This window comes from Nocardia arthritidis (assembly GCF_011801145.1).
Taxonomy (GTDB): Bacteria; Actinomycetota; Actinomycetes; order Mycobacteriales; family Mycobacteriaceae; genus Nocardia; species Nocardia arthritidis_A.
In genome coordinates this window covers 753,612-770,751 of sequence record NZ_CP046172.1, presented here as the reverse complement: position 1 = coordinate 770,751, position 17,140 = coordinate 753,612, and the positions used below count along the sequence as shown (strand labels likewise).

General features: G+C 68.3%; 14 protein-coding genes and 2 pseudogenes. 9 read left to right on the top strand and 7 right to left on the bottom strand.

Annotated elements, in window-relative coordinates; genetic code table 11:
- The first annotated feature begins 78 nt into the window (after nt 1-78).
- Both sepH and F5544_RS03640 read left to right on the top strand, forming a co-directional pair.
- Entirely contained in the window at nt 79-1,119 is a 1,041-nt protein-coding gene (gene sepH, locus F5544_RS03645; protein ID WP_167471853.1) for a septation protein SepH, read from the top strand.
- A 491-nt stretch (nt 1,120-1,610) separates the two neighbouring features.
- Complete coding sequence (locus F5544_RS03640; protein ID WP_167471852.1) at nt 1,611-2,354, top strand: DUF6928 family protein; 744 nt, start codon at nt 1,611-1,613, stop codon at nt 2,352-2,354.
- A gap of 108 nt (nt 2,355-2,462) precedes the next feature.
- Here the strand turns inward: F5544_RS03640 and F5544_RS03635 are convergent, their stop codons facing one another.
- Together F5544_RS03635 and F5544_RS03630 are read right to left on the bottom strand one after the other, a co-directional pair.
- The gene (locus F5544_RS03635) at nt 2,463-2,771 is read right to left on the bottom strand and encodes a DUF2537 domain-containing protein (RefSeq protein WP_167471851.1); all 309 of its coding nucleotides are present in this window, start codon (nt 2,769-2,771) and stop codon (nt 2,463-2,465) included.
- Between the two features lie 16 nt (nt 2,772-2,787).
- Nucleotides 2,788-3,591, bottom strand: coding sequence for a TrmH family RNA methyltransferase (locus tag F5544_RS03630; protein ID WP_167471850.1), 804 nt, complete (start codon nt 3,589-3,591; stop codon nt 2,788-2,790).
- Nucleotides 3,592-3,775: 184 nt separating this feature from the next.
- On the opposite strand from F5544_RS03630, the gene F5544_RS03625 reads away from it, so the two are divergent.
- From F5544_RS03625 to F5544_RS03615, 3 genes are all read left to right on the top strand, one after another.
- Nucleotides 3,776-4,102, top strand: a complete 327-nt coding sequence (locus F5544_RS03625; protein WP_203217640.1) for a heavy metal-binding domain-containing protein — start codon at nt 3,776-3,778, stop codon at nt 4,100-4,102.
- 80 nt (nt 4,103-4,182) lie between these two features.
- Nucleotides 4,183-5,385 (top strand): GNAT family N-acetyltransferase, encoded by a 1,203-nt coding sequence (locus F5544_RS03620; RefSeq protein ID WP_167471848.1) that lies wholly within the window; start codon nt 4,183-4,185, stop codon nt 5,383-5,385.
- A 77-nt stretch (nt 5,386-5,462) separates the two neighbouring features.
- A complete protein-coding gene (locus F5544_RS03615) occupies nt 5,463-5,864 on the top strand; it encodes a YccF domain-containing protein (protein ID WP_167471847.1) in 402 nt (133 codons plus the stop codon).
- Here F5544_RS03615 and F5544_RS03610 read toward each other — a convergent pair whose 3' ends face one another.
- On the bottom strand, nt 5,865-6,302 hold the full coding sequence (locus F5544_RS03610) for a MarR family winged helix-turn-helix transcriptional regulator (RefSeq protein WP_167471846.1): 438 nt from the start codon (nt 6,300-6,302) through the stop codon (nt 5,865-5,867).
- 63 nt (nt 6,303-6,365) lie between these two features.
- Here F5544_RS03610 and F5544_RS46155 point away from each other — a divergent pair, with 63 nt between their 5' ends.
- Nucleotides 6,366-6,605, top strand: coding sequence for a DUF2530 domain-containing protein (locus F5544_RS46155; protein WP_238847064.1), 240 nt, complete (start codon nt 6,366-6,368; stop codon nt 6,603-6,605).
- Between the two features lie 27 nt (nt 6,606-6,632).
- Here the strand turns inward: F5544_RS46155 and F5544_RS46150 are convergent, their stop codons facing one another.
- Together F5544_RS46150 and F5544_RS46145 are read right to left on the bottom strand one after the other, a co-directional pair.
- Entirely contained in the window at nt 6,633-7,079 is a 447-nt protein-coding gene (locus tag F5544_RS46150; protein WP_238847410.1) for a neutral/alkaline non-lysosomal ceramidase C-terminal domain-containing protein, read from the bottom strand.
- Nucleotides 7,080-7,181: 102 nt separating this feature from the next.
- A pseudogene (locus tag F5544_RS46145) lies at nt 7,182-8,503 on the bottom strand (neutral/alkaline non-lysosomal ceramidase N-terminal domain-containing protein); the annotation flags it as partial.
- 303 nt (nt 8,504-8,806) lie between these two features.
- On the opposite strand from F5544_RS46145, the gene F5544_RS03595 reads away from it, so the two are divergent.
- Nucleotides 8,807-9,421 (top strand): TetR/AcrR family transcriptional regulator, encoded by a 615-nt coding sequence (locus F5544_RS03595; RefSeq protein WP_225727835.1) that lies wholly within the window; start codon nt 8,807-8,809, stop codon nt 9,419-9,421.
- A 5-nt stretch (nt 9,422-9,426) separates the two neighbouring features.
- Here the strand turns inward: F5544_RS03595 and F5544_RS03590 are convergent, their stop codons facing one another.
- Together F5544_RS03590 and F5544_RS03585 are read right to left on the bottom strand one after the other, a co-directional pair.
- Nucleotides 9,427-12,360 (bottom strand): sacsin N-terminal ATP-binding-like domain-containing protein, encoded by a 2,934-nt coding sequence (locus F5544_RS03590; RefSeq protein WP_167471844.1) that lies wholly within the window; start codon nt 12,358-12,360, stop codon nt 9,427-9,429.
- 1,268 nt (nt 12,361-13,628) lie between these two features.
- Nucleotides 13,629-14,456, bottom strand: a pseudogene (locus F5544_RS03585) (DUF3027 domain-containing protein); the annotation flags it as partial.
- A 17-nt stretch (nt 14,457-14,473) separates the two neighbouring features.
- Between F5544_RS03585 and F5544_RS03580 the strand changes: the two are divergent.
- Both F5544_RS03580 and F5544_RS03575 read left to right on the top strand, forming a co-directional pair.
- Complete coding sequence (locus tag F5544_RS03580) at nt 14,474-15,247, top strand: glutaminyl-peptide cyclotransferase (RefSeq protein ID WP_167471843.1); 774 nt, start codon at nt 14,474-14,476, stop codon at nt 15,245-15,247.
- Between the two features lie 90 nt (nt 15,248-15,337).
- Nucleotides 15,338-17,140 (top strand): MFS transporter, encoded by a 1,803-nt coding sequence (locus F5544_RS03575; RefSeq protein WP_238847063.1) that lies wholly within the window; start codon nt 15,338-15,340, stop codon nt 17,138-17,140.

Here is a 17,140-nt window from a genome sequence, read left to right as displayed (position 1 = left end):
TGCCCCATGGATCTCACCAGTGCACTACTGTTTCGGAAAGTGGGCGGTGTCGCGAGCCGACGCGATAAGGAGGTAACGGTGCGTGAACTTCGAGTGATCGGGGTGACGCCCGACTCCACGCACATCGTGTGTGTCGACACCGAGTCCGGTCAGAAATTCCGGCTGCCCGCGGATGACAAGCTACGAGCCGCTGCACGCGGAGACCTTGCCCGATTCGGCCAGATTGAGATCGAAATGGAAGCTTCTATGCGTCCCCGCGATATCCAGGCCCGTATCCGCGCCGGCGCCTCCGTCGAGCAGGTCACCGAGGAATCCGGGATGCCGGCCAGCCGGGTGGAGCGTTTCGCTTACCCGGTGCTGCTGGAGCGGGCCCGCGCCGCCGAACTCGCGCAGAAGGCGCATCCGGTGCGCGCCGACGGCCCGGCCGTGGAAACCCTCATCGATATCGTCACCGCCGCGTTCAGCGCCCGCGGGCACACGCTGGACAACGCCGAATGGGATGCCTGGAAGGACGAGAAGGGCTACTGGGTCGCCCAATTGCAGTGGCAGAACGGGCGTTCCGAAATCGCGGCGCACTGGCGCTACCAGCCCGACGCGCACGGCGGCAGCGTCTCCCCGCTCGACGATCCGGCCTCCGACCTGATCGATCCCGATTACGGTCGCGCGCTGCGCGGTCTGGCCACCGTCTTGCCGCCACAGCCGGAGATCGAGGCACCCGAACCCGAACCGGCCGCTCCCGAGCCGCGGCCCACCCGCGAGGCGCCCGCCGCGCGCACCGCGCCCCGCCAGGGCCCGCCGACGCTGGACGAGTACTACGAACAGCCGCGCGCGGTATCCGGCGGCGCGGCGGCCGCCATCCCGGCCGCGGCCGGCACACTGACGCCCAACACCGTGGCGACCCCCAGCGCCCCGGCTCCCGCTCCGGCTCCGGCGCCCGCCGCCGCGCCCGCGAGTACCGCTCCGGCGGCTCCCGCCGCCACGGCGACGCCGGCTCCGGCCGAGGAGACCCCCAAGGCCAGCCCCAAGACCCCGGCCAAATCCGCGCGCACCAAGCGCGGCAAGGCGCCGATGCCGTCTTGGGAGGATGTGCTCCTAGGCGTGCGTAGCTCGGGTCACTGAGTTACGCGCTATGGTGGCGCGCCGTCGTTCGGCGCGCGGGGTCGCGACGTCCCGTGTCGCGGCTCGCTATCTCTCCGAGAGTGGTTCGGCGACGGTCCGTTTCGATCGGCCGAATATCCAGTTCGGTGGTCCGGCAGGCTGTTTCATCCACTCGACCGGCCCGCGTCCGCCGAACATCGTTGACCGGTAGGTACTTTCGATCGGCCCGTACGCATCCGCCGCGGGTGCGGTTCCGGAGTGTGGACCGGGTTTGCTGACGAGCCCACAGCGGTAGCTGTGCGGCCGATCGCGCCCGATTTCGGCGTACCGGTGGCGTGTTCCCGGGCCGAAGGCCGGGCATGCTCGCCCAGATGCGGGTAGATTTTTCGGTGTGTAGCCGACTCGTGGGTCGGCAGAGGGCAATTCGCGGACGGTCGAATTTGTTCGGTACACGCCGGGAGTTGCTCGAAGTTCGCGGAGCTGTTTCGTGCAACCATCGGGAGGTGCCGGAAATGCTGTCCAAAGCCTCATCCCTCTGGTATGTCGACGCATCCGACCCACTCGCGGTTCTCCGCGCACACCGCGATCCCGATCCCGAAGCCGCCCTCGCCCTCGCCAAACAGCTGCACGCCGACAACGACGTGGTGCCCATCATGGTCGGCACGCTCGGCGGCTGCGCGGGCCCGGACGCCGACGAGGTGTACATCGGCTGCTATCCCGGCGTCACCGTGGTGTGCTCGGCACAGGCGGCGCTCGCGCATCCGACCGCGCTACCCGAGCTGCTGGTGCGTCCGCTGGCCTCCGAACAGACCTACCTCATCGCGTTCGACACCGCGCACGGCTGGGGCGCGTTCGCGCATTGGGAGCGCGGCGAATTCCGGCGCGCCTTCAGCTCCACCCGGGTCAATATCCTCGAGGACGACGGCCTGCCCGATGTGTGGGAGCGGCCGTACTGGGCAGGTGAACATCCGGTGCGCTGGCAGGCCGGGCAGCTGCCCGATCCGCAGTCGCTGCCGTTCGATCCGCCGGACTTCGCCGACGCCGCCAACAACGAATGGCTCGGATTCCATTACCGGGCACCGGCGCCCGAGGGCGCGCTCGTCGCACGCGATATCGCCGTATGCGGGTTCAACCTCTATCCGAAGGGTCAGGCGCCCGATCCGGCGACGCTCGCGCCGCCGCCCGAGGAGCCCGAACCGGATGCGCGCCGCCGCGGACTGCTCGGCTGGCTGCGCGGGCGCGACCGGGTCTCCTGAAAGTGCCGACCGGAACCCGGAAGCTCCGACTAGAGCCCCTGAAAACCGGAACCCGGTAACTTCGACGAGAGCCCAGAAAAACAGCCCTCGACTAGCTCCCTGAAAAGCCTAAAAAACAGCGCCGACCAACAGCACGAACCAGCCGAGCAGCACGCCGGCGACACCGCCCGCGAGCACCCAGCGGGTCACCGGTGTCCAGCGCCAGCGCCAGACCGATGGCGCGGCACCACCCGCCGCGACCACGTTCACCGCGACCGCGAGCAGCGGATGCACCTCGGCGAGCGCACTGCCGAACGCGTACACCGCCAGCGCCGTCAGCAGACCGACCAGCGTCGCGACGGCGATGCCGCTGCCCCACGGCGTCGGATCCCGATCGGGCTGATTCGACGGATACGAACCGTCCGGCAACTGACTCATCGGCGGGCTCCGGAAATCATGACAGCCTCACCCGTTCATAGAACGCCATCGCGGCGGCGGTCGCCACGTTCAGTGAGTCGGTGCCCTTCGACATCGGGATGCGCGCGCGAATATCGGTGGCGCGCATGGCCTCCTCGGTGAGTCCCGGCCCCTCCGCACCGAGCAGCAGGGCGACGCGCTCACCCGTCATCGCGGTGGCCAGGTTCGTCGCCGCCGGATTCGGTGTCAGCGCGATTATCTGAAAACCCTTGCGCCGCAATATATCCAGCCCGCTGGGCCAGTCCGGGACCGATGCGAACGGCACCCGGAGCACATGCCCCATCGAAACCCGCACCGCCCGCCGGTACAGCGGGTCGGCGCAGCGGTCGCCGAACAGGATGGCCTCGGCGCCCAGCCCGGCGGCGTTGCGGAACATCGAGCCGAGGTTCTCGTGGTCGTTGACGCCCTCCAGCACCGCGACCGTGCGCGCCTTCTCCGTCACCTCGTCGAGGGTGAGCGGCTCGGGCCTGCGCGCCACCGCGAGCACCCCGCGGTTGAGATGGAAGCCGACCACCTCGGCCATGATCTCGGCCGTTGTCCGGTAGAACGGCACCGACACCTCGGCCAGTTCCTCGGCCAGCTCGTCGTACCGCTTGGCGACGCCGAGCAGCGCGGTCGGTGCGAAACGCGAATCGAGCATGCGCTGCACCACGACCACGCCCTCCGCGATAACCAATCCCTTCCGCCCCGGCAGATCCGGACGCCGATCGGCATTCTTGAGATCGCGAAAGTCGTCGACCCGCGCATCGGCGGGATCGTCGATATCGATCACTTCGGCCACGCGCTCTATCCTGCCGGTCGCCACCGACCGGCCACACACGCGGGTTTGGTGTGTGGAACGGGCGCTGGTGGCCCGCGGGGGCCGCCTCTATGCTGCGGGCATGAATCAGCCGCCGCAGCAGCCGTATCCGCCGCAGCAGTATCAGCAGCAGCCGCAACAAACGCCGCCGGGACCGCAGTTCCCGATCCTGGTCTCCACCATGAACGATGTGCCGGGCCATCAGATCGTCCGGGTTTTCGGCGAGGTGGCGGGTCTGACCGTGCGCAGCCGCGGCCTCGGCTCGAATTTCACGGCGGGTCTGCGATCGCTCGGCGGCGGCGAGATCACCGAGTACACCCAGCTGCTGTACCAGTCCCGGCACGAGGCGATCCTGCGCATGTGCCAGCACGCCATGTCGTTCGGTGCCAACGCGGTGATCGCGATGCGATTCGACTGCAACGAGATCGCGGGCACCATGAGCGAGGTCGCGGCATACGGCACGGCGATCTTCATGCAGCCGAATCAGCAATAGGGGTGTTCCCGCGCCGGTTTGCCCGGCCGGTGCGGGGATATTCGCGTGCGCCGGAACCGAATTCATGGGATGGTCCGAATATGGCGCTGACGGGCATTACCATTCGATCCGCTGAACCCTCCGACGCCGCCGGTATGCGGTTGCTGTCCGAAATCTCCTTCGGCTACCGGGCCGAACCGACCTTTGCCGAGTACGTCCGGTTGATCTTCCCCGTCGAGGATTCCATCGTCGCGGTCGACAACGGACGGATCGTCGGGAGTATGCGCAGCCGCACCATGACGCTGACGGTCCCCGGTGAGCGCACGGTCGAGGCCTCCGGCATCGCGGGCGTCGGTGTCGCGCCGACGCATCGGCGACGCGGCATCCTGCGCGCCATGTACACCGAACAGCACCGGCGCTCCGAGGCCGCCGGGCTGCCGCTCACCATCTTCACCGCCAGCGAGGGCACCATCTACGGCCGCTTCGGCTACGGGCCGTGCATCCGGGAGAACGCGGTGTCGATCGATCGGCGCTTCGCCGAATTCCGGCCCACCGCACCGGATCCCGGTGGCGTCGAGCTGGTCGAGGTGGCCGATGTCCAGGACCGGCTGATCGAGATCTACGACCGATGGCGCAGGCTGGTCCCCGGCGCGCAGGTGCGGCCGCAGGCCAAATGGGATATGACGTTCGCGGATCTGGAATCCAATCGAGGCGGCGGCACAGCGTATTTCGCGCTGCTGCACCCGGACGGCTATGCGCTGTACCGGTATCGGCACGAGACCGACGGAATCGTCGTGAACGTAGTCGATTTCCGCGCGGTTACGGCGGAAGCCCATGTGGCGCTGTGGCGTACGCTGCTCGGCCTGGACCTGGTGCGGCGGGTGGACGCGGTGCTCGCGGACAACGATCCGCTCCCCTACCTGCTCACCGATATCCGCCTGGTCCGCACCACCGCCCGGCGCGACGGCCTCTGGGCCCGGCTCATGGACGTCCCGGCCGCACTCACCGCCCGCACCTACCTGCGCGACCTGGAAGTCGTACTGGCCGTAGACGATCCGTTCCGGAACGCGGGCGGCGTCTTCTCGCTGACCATCCGCGACGGCATCGCCGAATGCGCGCCGACCGAACGCACCCCCGACATCGAGGTCGGTATCGATGTACTCGGCAGCATGTACTTCGGCGCCTACCCCGCGAGGGCCTTCGCGGCGGCAAACCGCTTGCAGGTCAAGGATTCCGGGACGCTGCGGGCCTTGGACGAGGCGTTCGGCAGCGAGCGGGACGCGGTGCTCGGCTGGTACTTCTGAGCTGGTACTTCCGCACCCGGGCGACATCCGGGTTTTCCCTGATGCCCGCCGCGCCGCCCACCTGGCATGCTGACGACATGAAGCCGATTCAGTTGGTGCTCAACGTGCTGTGGCTGGTGCTGTGCGGATTCTGGATGGCGCTGGGCTACATGCTGGCCGGCATCATCTGCTGCGTCCTGATCGTCACGATCCCGTTCGGCATCGCGTCGTTCCGGATCGCGGCCTACGTACTGTGGCCGTTCGGGCGGACCACCGTGGAGAAGCCGTCGGCCGGTGTCGGATCGCTGCTCGGCAACGTCATCTGGTTCATCGTCGCGGGCTGGTGGCTGGCGCTGGGCCACCTGTTCACCAGCATTCCGCTGTTCATCTCGATTCTCGGTATTCCGTTCGGCTGGGCCAATCTGAAGCTCATCCCGCTCTCGCTGTTCCCGCTCGGCCGCGAAATCGTCGACAGCGACCAGCCGTTCGGCGCGCGGTAGCTACTCCGATTCCGTGACGATCTGTTTCATGATGCCGACGGCGCGGGTCAGCACCAGCAGCTGATCGTCGGTGAGGCCGGCGAGCTGTTCGGTCATCCACGCCTCGCGGGCGCTGGTCTCGTCATCGATGAGTGCGCGCCCGGCGGACGAGAGGGAGACGATGATCTGCCTGCCGTCGGTCGGATGCGGATCGCGCTGCACCAGTCCCAGATCCGTCAGCGAGGCGATGACGCGGGTCATCGACGGCGGCTGCACGCGCTCCTTGGCGGCGAGCGCGCCGGGGGTCATCGCGCCCTCACGGGCCAGGGTGGCCAGTGCCGAGAGCTGAGTCAGCGAGATCTGCGAGTCGACCCGGCGGCCCCGCAGATGGCGCGTCAGTCGAACGACCGCCAGCGAGAGCTCGCCAGCGAGGGCTCGAACATCCGATGGCGTTGTCACAGTGGTGAACGATACGTGACACGCCGCCTGCGGGGCGCGGGTTGGCGCGGCTACCCTAGGGCGGTGCCCGATAACGTGCCCGAGATCCCGCCGCGGTTCACCGATCCGCGCCCGGTGCTGGCCGTCGGCAGCGCCCTGTGGCTGATCGCCACGGTCGTCGTTTTCGCAAGTGGCGACCGGTGGGCGGCGGATCGTCCGGTGTGCCTGATGGGTCTGGTCGTCGGTTTGCTCGGTCTGGGGATCTTCCTGATTCAGCGCCGGGGGGCCCGCCGCGGCGACAAGGGCGCACAGACCGGTCTGTGAGTCGGCGATGCGGAGTGAGCTTGCCGCTCAGGCGATTTCGAATTCGTCGCTGGTGCCGGTGAAGGGATGGAGCACACCGTCCGGGCCGGAACTGTCCGCGTAGTGCTGGAATCGGTAGCGACCCGCCGCCGCGTCGGCCGGGATATCCCAGGTGAACCGGGCCACCGAATCGGCGACACCGCGCTTGCTCCAATAGAACTTGACCGCCCATTCGCCCTCGTTGGCCACCCGCGTCCACTGCCCGGATGCGTTGCGGCGCTGCACCTCCAGGAAGGTTCCGTTGCGGCGCGGATTGTGTTTCGGGTGCGCGGAGACGAATTCGACGGCGGCCTGCGCGCCCGCCGGATACGACGGCGCGGGCTGGACGAGCACATCGCCGAAGGCGCGGCCGGGCGGCGTGGTGTCCGGACCCGGTGCGGGCTGGAAGTTGGGCTGCATATTCGAGATATCGCGCGGCGCCGGTCCGCGGGCGATGTTCTGCCGTGCCGCGAAAGCCGTTGCCAGACGGGTGAACTCCTGTTGGTAGGCGCAACAGGTGTAGCGGCCGAAGAGCGTTGACGCGCCCTCGTACTGCTGCGAATCGTATTCTTCCGGGGTCGCGACGTATTCGTGGTAGGCGTTGGCGTAGCCCTGCATGAGCACCTGCTCCAGCGGCACCCCGAGCGCGGCCGCGACCGCGCGCCGGATGCGCAGACCGGACACGATGGTGAATTCGCCGCCCGCGGCGGCCAGATACAGCTCGCCGATCCGCACCAGCTGGATCGGCACCACATTCGGCACCCACGGCACGGGCGGCAGCAGGCCGAGCGGGGCCGCGATCGCCTTGGGCGCCTGGGCATCCGCGAGCCAGTCGGGCACCGGGGCGTCGTGGCCGCCGATCAGCGCGTCGACGAACGGGTTGCGCACGCCCTCGGGCAGCGGGATGCCGGGCAGCCCGGGACCGTCCTCGGTGCTGCCCGCGATCAGCGAGACGCCGGCGGCGGCGGGTGCGGTGTGCCGGGGTTGTCCGTCCGGGGTGAATCGGCCGTCCACCGCGATGTCGGCGATATCGATATAGCAGAGCAGCGAATCGACCGGTCCGTTAACCGACTGCGCTTGCGAGAGTGCGTTTTTCGATGCGCGATACTGACGGTCACCGATGATTCTGGTGTTGTCGAATTCGTTCTCGGTGGGCCCGAACCCGGACGTAGATTCAGATTCGGGGACAGATCGCCCGCATTGGTCTGCGGGAAGGCGGCGACGAAATCCGGTGCGCCGTCGAGATATCGGACGCCGTGCTCGATGTGTTCATAGGAGAACGACGCGTATCCCTTGTTGTCCCCGCTGATCAAGTGGTTCTGATTGGTCATCGAGGTGGCGTGGGTGGCGAACCAGGTGATCGCGCCCACCGGCTTGCCGCCTTTCACGAACGAAAGTACGGTCACGGCGGGATCTATCGCATTCGGAAATACTTCTCTGTCGGCAATCGGATTGCGCTCGAAGGCGACTCGCGATCGGTTCACGCTGGCGTCGTGCAGTTCGCCGCGGCCGATGGCCAGCGAGCCGGGGCCGAGATCGGCATCAGCCGCGGCGATCGCCTCGACGATTCCGTTGACCTCGGCGTCGTAAACCTGTTGCTGGAAGCCGAGAATCGACAGGTTGTACGCGTAATCGTTACTGGATCCGCCGCAGGTCGCATGCGAGTGGATGGAGGTGAGCAGCACGTTCTGCTCGGTGTATCGATCGCCGAAGCGCCGGGCCAGCTCCAGCAGCACGCCCCGGTGCACCGATTGGAAAATCATGCCGTTGTCGGCCACCACGAACACGATTCGGCGGTTGCCGTCGTCGATGATGAACGCGCGAGCCCTCGGTCGCAGGTGGATGCCCGCGGTCTGCTGTTCCAGCTGGGAGTAGCCCATCATGCCGCATTCGGCGGCGGGGCCGGTGATATCGGAGATGCCGACGCCGAGCAGATATCCGCCGGCCGCGCGCGCGGCCGGAGCCAGCGCGGTGCTCGCGGCGAGCGTCACCGGAACGGTGAGCGCCGCGGTACCGGCGACCGTGCCGGCAAGAACGGTTCTGCGCGGTACCGACATACGCGTCTCCCTTCCCATCAGATGGCAGCGAACCACACAACTGGTCACTCGTCCAGTCGAGATTTTCCGCCGCGCGAATTGACTGCGCGCGCCGCGGACGCTTAACTCGCTGAGGTGTCCTCCCGATTGAGCGTCGAAGAACGACGGGCCCACCTTATCGAGGCCGCGATCGGCCTTGCCGAAAAAAAGGGCGTCGCGGGCGTGACCACGCGCGATGTCGCCCAAGCGGCAGGTGTGTCGCTCGGTGTGGTGCATTACTGTTTCGAAAACAAGGACGCGCTGATGACCGAACTGGTCAAGGCGTTGTCGATGGAATTACGCGATTCCGTCGACGCCAATGAAACGGTTTGGCAGGACGTCGGAACTGGAAAAGAAGCGCTTCAAAAATTGATCCGCGCGGGGCTGGAACTCATGTGGCTCAACATCGAAGCAACTCCGGAACGACAACTACTCACATACGAAACCACGACTTACGCACTGCGCGAAGGCGAACAAACACCCGCGAAACTCGCCATCGCCCGCGAACAATACAACTTCAACGACACCACGGTCGCCGACATCCTGGACCACGCGCGCGACGCGACGGCCAACCAGTGGTCGGTACCGCTGTCGTCGCTGAGCCGGTTCACCCTCAACGCCATCGACGGCCTGGTGCTGCGCTGGCTCGTCGACAACGACAGCGAAAGCGTTCGCGCGCAACTGGATCTACTCAGCGAGATGATCGCGAACTTCGCGGCCTGATCCGGTTACGTTGCGTCCGAGGGGTTTCCGACGCGAATGTGGGTGGTATCGCCGCTGCGCCACCACGGCACGGCGACGGTGCCCGATACGGCGCCGGTGAGCCGCACCAGCAGCTCACGATGCAGCACCAGCCCACCCCGCTGCGGCGGCAATGCCCAAAGTTGGCGCAGCACAACGGCCAGCGGCTCGTCCGCCCACGTGGTGCGGTAGCCCTCGCCCACCACCTCGGCGCCGATCGATGCCGAAACCAGCGGCAGGTCGAGCAGGGTCGCCAGCGCCGCGGCGGTGTCGATATCGCCCACCACCAGGCGATCCGGCGTCACCGCCAGACCGAACCAGGGCTGATCGAGGACGAACGCGTCGACGGCGTCGACCGCCGCGCCGGACAGGGCGCGCACCCGGTCCGGCGGATCCAGCTCGGTGAGGTCGACGAGTTCGTCGTCGACGGCCGCGGCGAGCCGGGCGTGCGTGCGCGAAACCACCTCGGGCGACGGGGTTTTCGCCGGATCCGCGAGCGCACCGAGCAGTGCGGCGGCCAACTGCCCGTTGATGACGCCCGGGTCGGCGAGGACGGCACGCAGCGCGTCGGCATCCGTGCGGGTCAGCCCGGGGGCGTCGAAAACCGGTAGCAGATCGGCGAATTCCGTATCGTCCGGATGACGGAACAGGCCCAGCGGGGTTCCGTCGATGCGGGCATTGCGGCGCAGCCACCACGCGGTGTATCCATCCCGGTCCGCGAGCAGACGACGGGTGCGCGGCTCGGCGAGCAAGTGCCGCAACGCCTCCGGCCATGCGGCGTCGGCCACCAGATCCAGATCGCGCACCGCCGCGAATTCGCGCGGATCGTCCAGCAGACCCGACCACCAGCGTTCCTCGTCATCGAGGTCGTGATCCGGGCCCGTCGGATCCGATTCGGTGACGACACCGAAATCCCAGCCGACACCGACCGCACGCAACGCATCCGCGCCGTAGGCGTCGACCCACTGAGCCGACACCGTGCTGAACGGTGAATCCGCCACCAGCAGCCCGGCCAGCGGCGCATCCGGCAGCAGCAGTTCGTCCACCGGGCGCAATTCGCCTGCCGCATCGGGCAATTCGAGGATGTTCAGCCAGGCGGGCAGTACGGCGGGATCGACCGAAGCGGCAAGCTGGAGCACCGCGTCGGCGGTGTCCTCGTCACCCGGATTATCCGCGAGTTCGGCGTGCAGGGCCGGATCGTTCAGCAGATCCTCCGGCGTGGCCGAGCGCGCGCCCAACCGGGACAGCAGCGGGTGCATCGCCTCCGGATGGACCAGGCGGGCCCAGTGCACCCGGATCGGGGTATCCAGCCGATCGTCGAGCACAACGGTCCGCGGGCCGGTGACCAACCGACCATCCGTCAACGGAACCGCCAGCGCGCCAAGCTCTTCCATCGTCAACGGATCGACGACGAAGGGCTCCAGGGCCGCATACAGCGAACGCCACCAGTGCGGTGGGCGCTCGACTCCGGCCGAAAGTTCGGCCAGCCGGGCCAGACCGAGGCGGTGCACATCCAGGACACCGAGCGCTTCGGTGTGCGCGGGTCCGGACAGTTCCGGGATCACCAGGTTGCCGACGACGTCGTCGAGCAGGTCGGCCAATTCCGTTGTGAGACCGGTTAATACGCTTGCCCGCAAGGGAATCGCCTGCGCGTTTCCGGGATCCGGTGCGTGAGGCGTGAAATCCGTGTCGAGCAAGAGTGAATCCGCAATGGCCGGTTCGACGGCATTGGCACCCGAGACGACTTCGCCTGTCGAGCCTTCCTCGACTGTCGGCGACATCCCCGCCGGACCGTCCAGAGCCGGGGCGAATTCGTCGATCGCATCGACGGTGCCGCCCACATGGGGTGTGACAACCGGCAGCCACGAATGCGTCTGAAGTTCGCGAACTAGCGCCTCGCGGAGTAGTCCATCCGCCTCACTGCGCGCGAAACCGGGTGCAGGCACCAGCACAAGGCGTTCGGCCGCCGGTAGCGCGGCCGCGAAATCGGCGTAGCCCTCGGCCAATTCGGCCAACCGGGCGCCGGGCAGCAGCCTGCGGCGGTCCGGCTGCATCGCGATATCCGCGATCAGCAGCGCGGGCAGCGAAAGCTCCTCATCGGAGCGGGTCGGCGCGCGCAGCACATCCGCCCCGGCCGAGACCGGCCGGCCCGCTCGCACCGGCAGCAGCCACCGCGCGCGAGATGTCCGGTACTGCCACCAGATTCGCCGCTCGATGCCCGGACCATCGACGCGCAACTCTTGCAGTCCGTTGCCCAAATCGCGGACGGAGGAGGTGATTTCGTCGTCCCCCAACCGGATGCCGCGCAACGCGGGCAATTCGAGCAGCAGATCGACCGACTCCGCACGCATCGCCGCCAGCAGCGCCTCGGTGTCGACATCGGCGCGCAGCCGCAACACGACCTCGGTGTCCGCGCCCGCTTCCGGTGCTGTCGAAACGGGCCACGCCAGCCGCAGCACCGGCGGAAGCAACCCGCCGTCTTCTCCATCGGGCCGAACCTCGGGCCCGGCACCGGCGCGAATACCGTACTCGCGCAATGCCGCCCGCGTGAGTTCGCGGGAGAACCGCAGCGAACCGGTGGTGGAACGGATCTCGACATCCTCGCTCACCGCCAGCACGGCGGTGAAGCCGACACCGAAACGCCCGACCGACTCGACATCCGATTTATCGGAGACACGCAGCGCCGTCAGCGCGTGCACGCCGGAAAGGTCAAGCGGTGCACCATTATTCGAGACCCGCAGCTCGCGCCCGTCGAGCCGGACCACCACCCGCCCCGGCACCCCCGCCGCGACCGCGGCATCGGCGGCGTTCTGTGCGAGCTCGGTCAGCAACCGATCGCGATAACCGGCCCGCACCAGATCCGCCTCGGTCGCGGAATCCTCCCGCAACCGCGTCGGCGAATCACGCCACGCCGCGAGCACGGCCGCGCGCAGCCCCGAAGTACCGAACGGATCAGCCGCCCCACTCAGCTCAGCGGCGATGACCCGTACTCCGACCAGGTAGCGGAGGCCGCATCGCCCTTCGGCGGAATATCAACGGCGGCAGGCGAAACGGTGGTCGACTCGTGATCCCCCACCCCGGAATTTCCGGAATCGCTCTCGGCCGCATCCCCGAGGTCACCGTCGACATCGGCAGCCTCAGCCCTGTCGTTCTTCGCGAAAGACGTTGCAGCCCTTGGCGATTCACCCGATTCAGGTGCATCGGAAACCGCCGCCGACGTCTCGTCGGTAGCGGAAGAGTCTGCGTCGACCGCGGAATGCGCTTCGGCCGAACCGTTCTCGATCACGGAATCAGAGCCAGCCGCGCTCTCGGGCGCTTCGACCGCATCGGGCGGCGTATCCACCACTGCGGCGGTCGGCTCGGCTTCTGATGTGCCGGCGGACGATTCAGCGTCTTCCGCAGTATCGGCAACCCCGACCGGAGCCGGAGCAGCATCGACCGGAGACACCACGGCCTCGGCGGATTCGGCGGTCTCCGGCTGGATTGAAGTTTGCGCCGCCGCAATCGCATGAGGCTCGGCATCGGACAACTCCGAGGCCGAGGCGTCGGTAACCGATCCGGTTGCCGCGCCCGTGATTTCAGCGGACTCCTGCTCAGCAGCGGACTCCTGCTCACCGGCGGACTTCTGCTCACCGGCGGACTTCTGCTCACCGGCGGGCTTCTGCTCACCGGCGGGCTTCTGCTCAGCGGCGGGCTTCTGCTCAGCGGCGGGCTTCTGCTCAGCGGCGGGGTCCTGCACAGCCACAGCCTCCTGCGCACCGGCAGCCTCCTGCCCAGCGACAGCCTCCGGCAGAGCAGCGGACTCCTGCTCACCGGCGGACTCCAGCGCAGCGGCGGGCTTCTGCTCAGCAGCGGACTCCGGCACAGCGGCGGGGTCCTGCACCGCAGCGGACTCCGGCACAGCGGCGGGGTCCTGCTCAGCAGCGGACTCCAGCGCAGCGGCGGGGTCCTGCACCGCAGCGGACTCCGGCACAGCGGCGGGGTCCTGCACCGCAGCGGACTCCAGCGCAGCGGCGGGCTTCTGCTCAGCAGCGGACTCCAGCGCAGCGGCGGGGTCCTGCACCGCAGCGGACTCCGGCACAGCGGCGGGGTCCTGCACCGCAGCGGACTCCAGCGCAGCGGCGGACTTCTGCTCAGCAGCGGACTCCAGCGCAGCAGCGGACGTCTGCTCAGCAGCCTCCTGCGCACCGGCAGCCTCCTGCCCAGCGGCAGCCTCCTGCACAGCCGCAGCCTCCTGCACAGCACCGAATGACTCAGCCGCCGTGCGCAATTCCTCGGGGGAGACGATTTCCACGGCGGCGTCGTCGTATGCCTGATAGAGCGGCGAACCGCCGCCGGTGGGCACGACGACATCCGAGTGCGCGCCGCAGCCGTATTCGGCGTGGACGACGCGCCCGTCGGCGCCCATCGAATTTCCGCAGACACCGAAGGCGGCGCGCATGGCACCGGCCAGCGGGAGGTAGAAGCCGCACAGGCCGCAGGTGGATGGCGCGGCCTTGGCCATTTCGGAATCCGGGCCGTATTCGCCGTACCAGCGCTCGGCGGCCTCTTCGCGGCCCTCGCGGCTGAGCACCTGGGTGCGGCCGAGTCCGACCTCGTATGCGACCTCGTCGATCACCGGGTCGCCGGTGGCGACATAGCCGGGCACCAGGCGCGGATCGTTCGGCGGCGGCGCGAGCAGGTCGCCGGGGGCCAGATCGCCGGGGCGGATCCGCTGGTCCCACGGCACGAATTCGGGTGCGACCAGGGCGTCCGGACCGGGCAGCAGCGCCGATTCGCTGACCGTCGCGTAGTCGGCGTCCGGCCCGGCGGCCACCACGACCGCCCACTGCCAGCCGCGATAGCCGGGCATGGTGGCCGCGAAGCGATGGGTCGCCGCGTACTCGTCCTCGGCGGTGACGCCGAGGTGCGCCCCGACCGCCGCGGGTTCCAACTCCTGGAGCGCACGACGGGCCAGCTCGACGGCATCGGCCAGAATCGGCCTGACGCCGGACTCCGAAACAGAAACTGCGCTCACGGCTTACATTTTGCCGTATGGAACGCACTCGGCGTTCGTTGGCCGTCACAGTCCTCGTCGCCGTGCTCGCGACCGGCGGCTGCGGCGGTTCGGACGACGCGACTCCGCGGCTGAAAGTTCAGGTCGTCGGCACCAGGCCGCACGACCCGAGGGCGTTCACCGAGGGCCTGGAGATCGACGGCGCGACCTTGTACGAAAGCTCCGGGTTGGCGGGCCAATCGAATGTGCGGGCCACCGATTTCGCGACCGGCACCGAAACCGCCCGAGCCGACCTACCCGCGCCTCTGTTCGGTGAGGGCCTGACCCGCGCCGGCGCCACCCTGTGGCAGCTGACCTGGCAGGACCACATCGCCATCGCCAGGGATCCGGTGACGCTGGCCGAACGGACCCGCGTCGCCTACGACGGCGAGGGCTGGGGCCTATGTTTTCGCGCGGGCAGGCTGGTGATGAGCGACGGCACCGGCAAGCTCACCTTCCGCGATCCCGGCACCTTCGCGATCACCGGTTCGGTAACCCTGACCAGCCACCAGCAGGCCCGTCTCAACGAACTCGATTGCGCCGCGGACGGTTCCGTGTACGCCAACGACTGGCCCACCGACAACATCCTGCGCATCGATCCGGATACCGGCGCGGTGCTCGCGATCATCGATGCGAGCAAGCTGCTCCCGCCGACGGCCCGGGTCGGCCTGGACGCGCTCAACGGCATCGCCCAGATCCCCGGCACCGATCGCTTCCTGCTGACCGGCAAATTGTGGCCGACCAGCTTCGAGGTTCGATTCGTCGCCGAATGAGTGACGCTGATCATCCCCGATTTCGCCGTCGATCGACCGGGGTTGAGCGTCGTTGAACGCCACGGATCGATGTACGACAGAATTGAAGACGTGACTACTCCTCGCGAACCCTCCGGTCCCGGCCGTGACTGGTGGGACGGCGAGGAGACACCGCCGATTCAACGGCACCCCGGCTATGACCATTACCCGCCACCGAACGTCGCGCGCCGAACGGATCCACGCAAGCCGCCGGACACCAAGCGGCTCCCGATCGACCACAATGACGACAGCGCCGAAACCGAACCGCACCGGACGCCGCGCCGTGTCTTTCCGCATATGGATCCATCGAATCGCGCCGAACCGCCGGGTCACGGACCGCGACAGCTCGAACCACCCGAACCGGAACCTCCGGTGTCGGCGGACCAACCGCCGGGCACCCAGCGCGTACCGCGCAAGCTGACGGTCACCCGGGTGGCCGCCATGCGCAGCCGGGAACTCACCGAACGCGGCATCGCCACGTTCAAGCGGGCCGCCGAGGCCAACGGCGCCGACAAATCCGGCCTGACCGCGCTCACCTACGCGACCATGGCGAATTTCGCGCTGGACGCCGCGATCGGCGTCGCGCTGGCCAATACCCTTTTCTTTTCCGCGGCATCGGCGGAGAGCAAGGGCAAGGTTGCGCTGTATCTGCTGATCACCATCGCGCCGTTCGCGGTGATCGCCCCGCTGATCGGCCCGCTGCTCGACCGGCTGCAGCGCGGCCGCAGGCTGGCGCTGGCCACCTCGTTCGCGGCGCGCGCCGGGGTGGCGACGCTGCTGCTCATCAGCTTCAACACCTGGGCGCTGTATCCGCTCGCGCTCGGCATGATGATCGGCAGTAAATCCTTCTCGGTGCTCAAGAGCGCGGTGACGCCGCGGGTACTGCCACCGGAGATCGATCTGGTCCGCACCAATTCCCGGCTGACGGTGTTCGGCCTGGTGGGCGGCACCATCGGGGCGGGGGCGATCGCGGCGCTCGCCGCGGCGATCGCGAAATCGCCCGGCGCGCTGGTCTTCGCGATCCTGATCGCGATCACTGGAGCGTATTTGAGCCTGCGCATTCCACGCTGGGTCGAGGTGACCGAGGGCGAGGTGCCCGCGACCATCGGCTATCACGGCGAGGACGAACACACCGCCGTGCTGCGCCCCGGCCAGGAATCGGTGGTGCCCGCGCGTAAACGCAGGCAGCCGCTGGGCCGGGCGGTGGTCACCGGATTGTGGGGGAACAGCGCGATCCGGGTGCTCACCGGATTTCTCACCTTCTATGTGGCATTCGTCGCCAAGTCGACCGAGCATCGCCCGCTGCAACAGGCCGCCATGCTCGGCGTGGTCGGCGCGGCCGCGGGCATCGGCAATTTCCTGGGCAACGCGGGCGGGGCGCGACTCAAGCTGGGTAAACCCGCGCTGATCGTGCTCGGCTGCACCGCTGCCTGCACGCTGGTGACGCTGTTCGCCACCTTCGCCGACAGCCTGCTCGGCGCGGCGCTGGCCACCTTCGTCGCCGCGGGCGGCAGCGCGCTGGCCAAGGTTTCGCTGGACGCCTCGATCCAGGACGACCTGCCGCCGGAGTCGATCGCCTCCGGTTTCGGGCGCTCCGAAACGGTGCTGCAGCTGAGTTGGGTGGTGGGCGGCGCAGGCGGCGTACTGTTGCCGACCGACTACTGGAAAGGGTTCGCCGTGGTATCGGCGATACTCGTAGTCGGCCTGATCCAGACATTTGTCAGCTATCGCGGCCACTCCCTGTTGCCCGGCCTCGGCGGCAACCGCCCGCAGCACGCGGAACAGGAAGTGCCGCACCACGAACCGGCGCATCCCGCGGCCCGCCGCGCGGATCAGCACCCCCACCGAGGCATAGGAGATCCCGTCAGTGAGTGA

What these genes read in the sequence shown, in the direction of transcription:
- F5544_RS03640 (WP_167471852.1), top strand. Translation starts at nt 1,611, where the DNA reads ATGCTGTCCAAAGCCTCATCCCTCTGGTATGTCGACGCATCCGACCCA.
- F5544_RS03635 (WP_167471851.1), bottom strand. Translation starts at nt 2,771, where the DNA reads ATGAGTCAGTTGCCGGACGGTTCGTATCCGTCGAATCAGCCCGATCGG.
- F5544_RS03620 (WP_167471848.1), top strand. Translation starts at nt 4,183, where the DNA reads ATGGCGCTGACGGGCATTACCATTCGATCCGCTGAACCCTCCGACGCC.
- F5544_RS03615 (WP_167471847.1), top strand. Translation starts at nt 5,463, where the DNA reads ATGAAGCCGATTCAGTTGGTGCTCAACGTGCTGTGGCTGGTGCTGTGC.
- F5544_RS03580 (WP_167471843.1), top strand. Translation starts at nt 14,474, where the DNA reads ATGGAACGCACTCGGCGTTCGTTGGCCGTCACAGTCCTCGTCGCCGTG.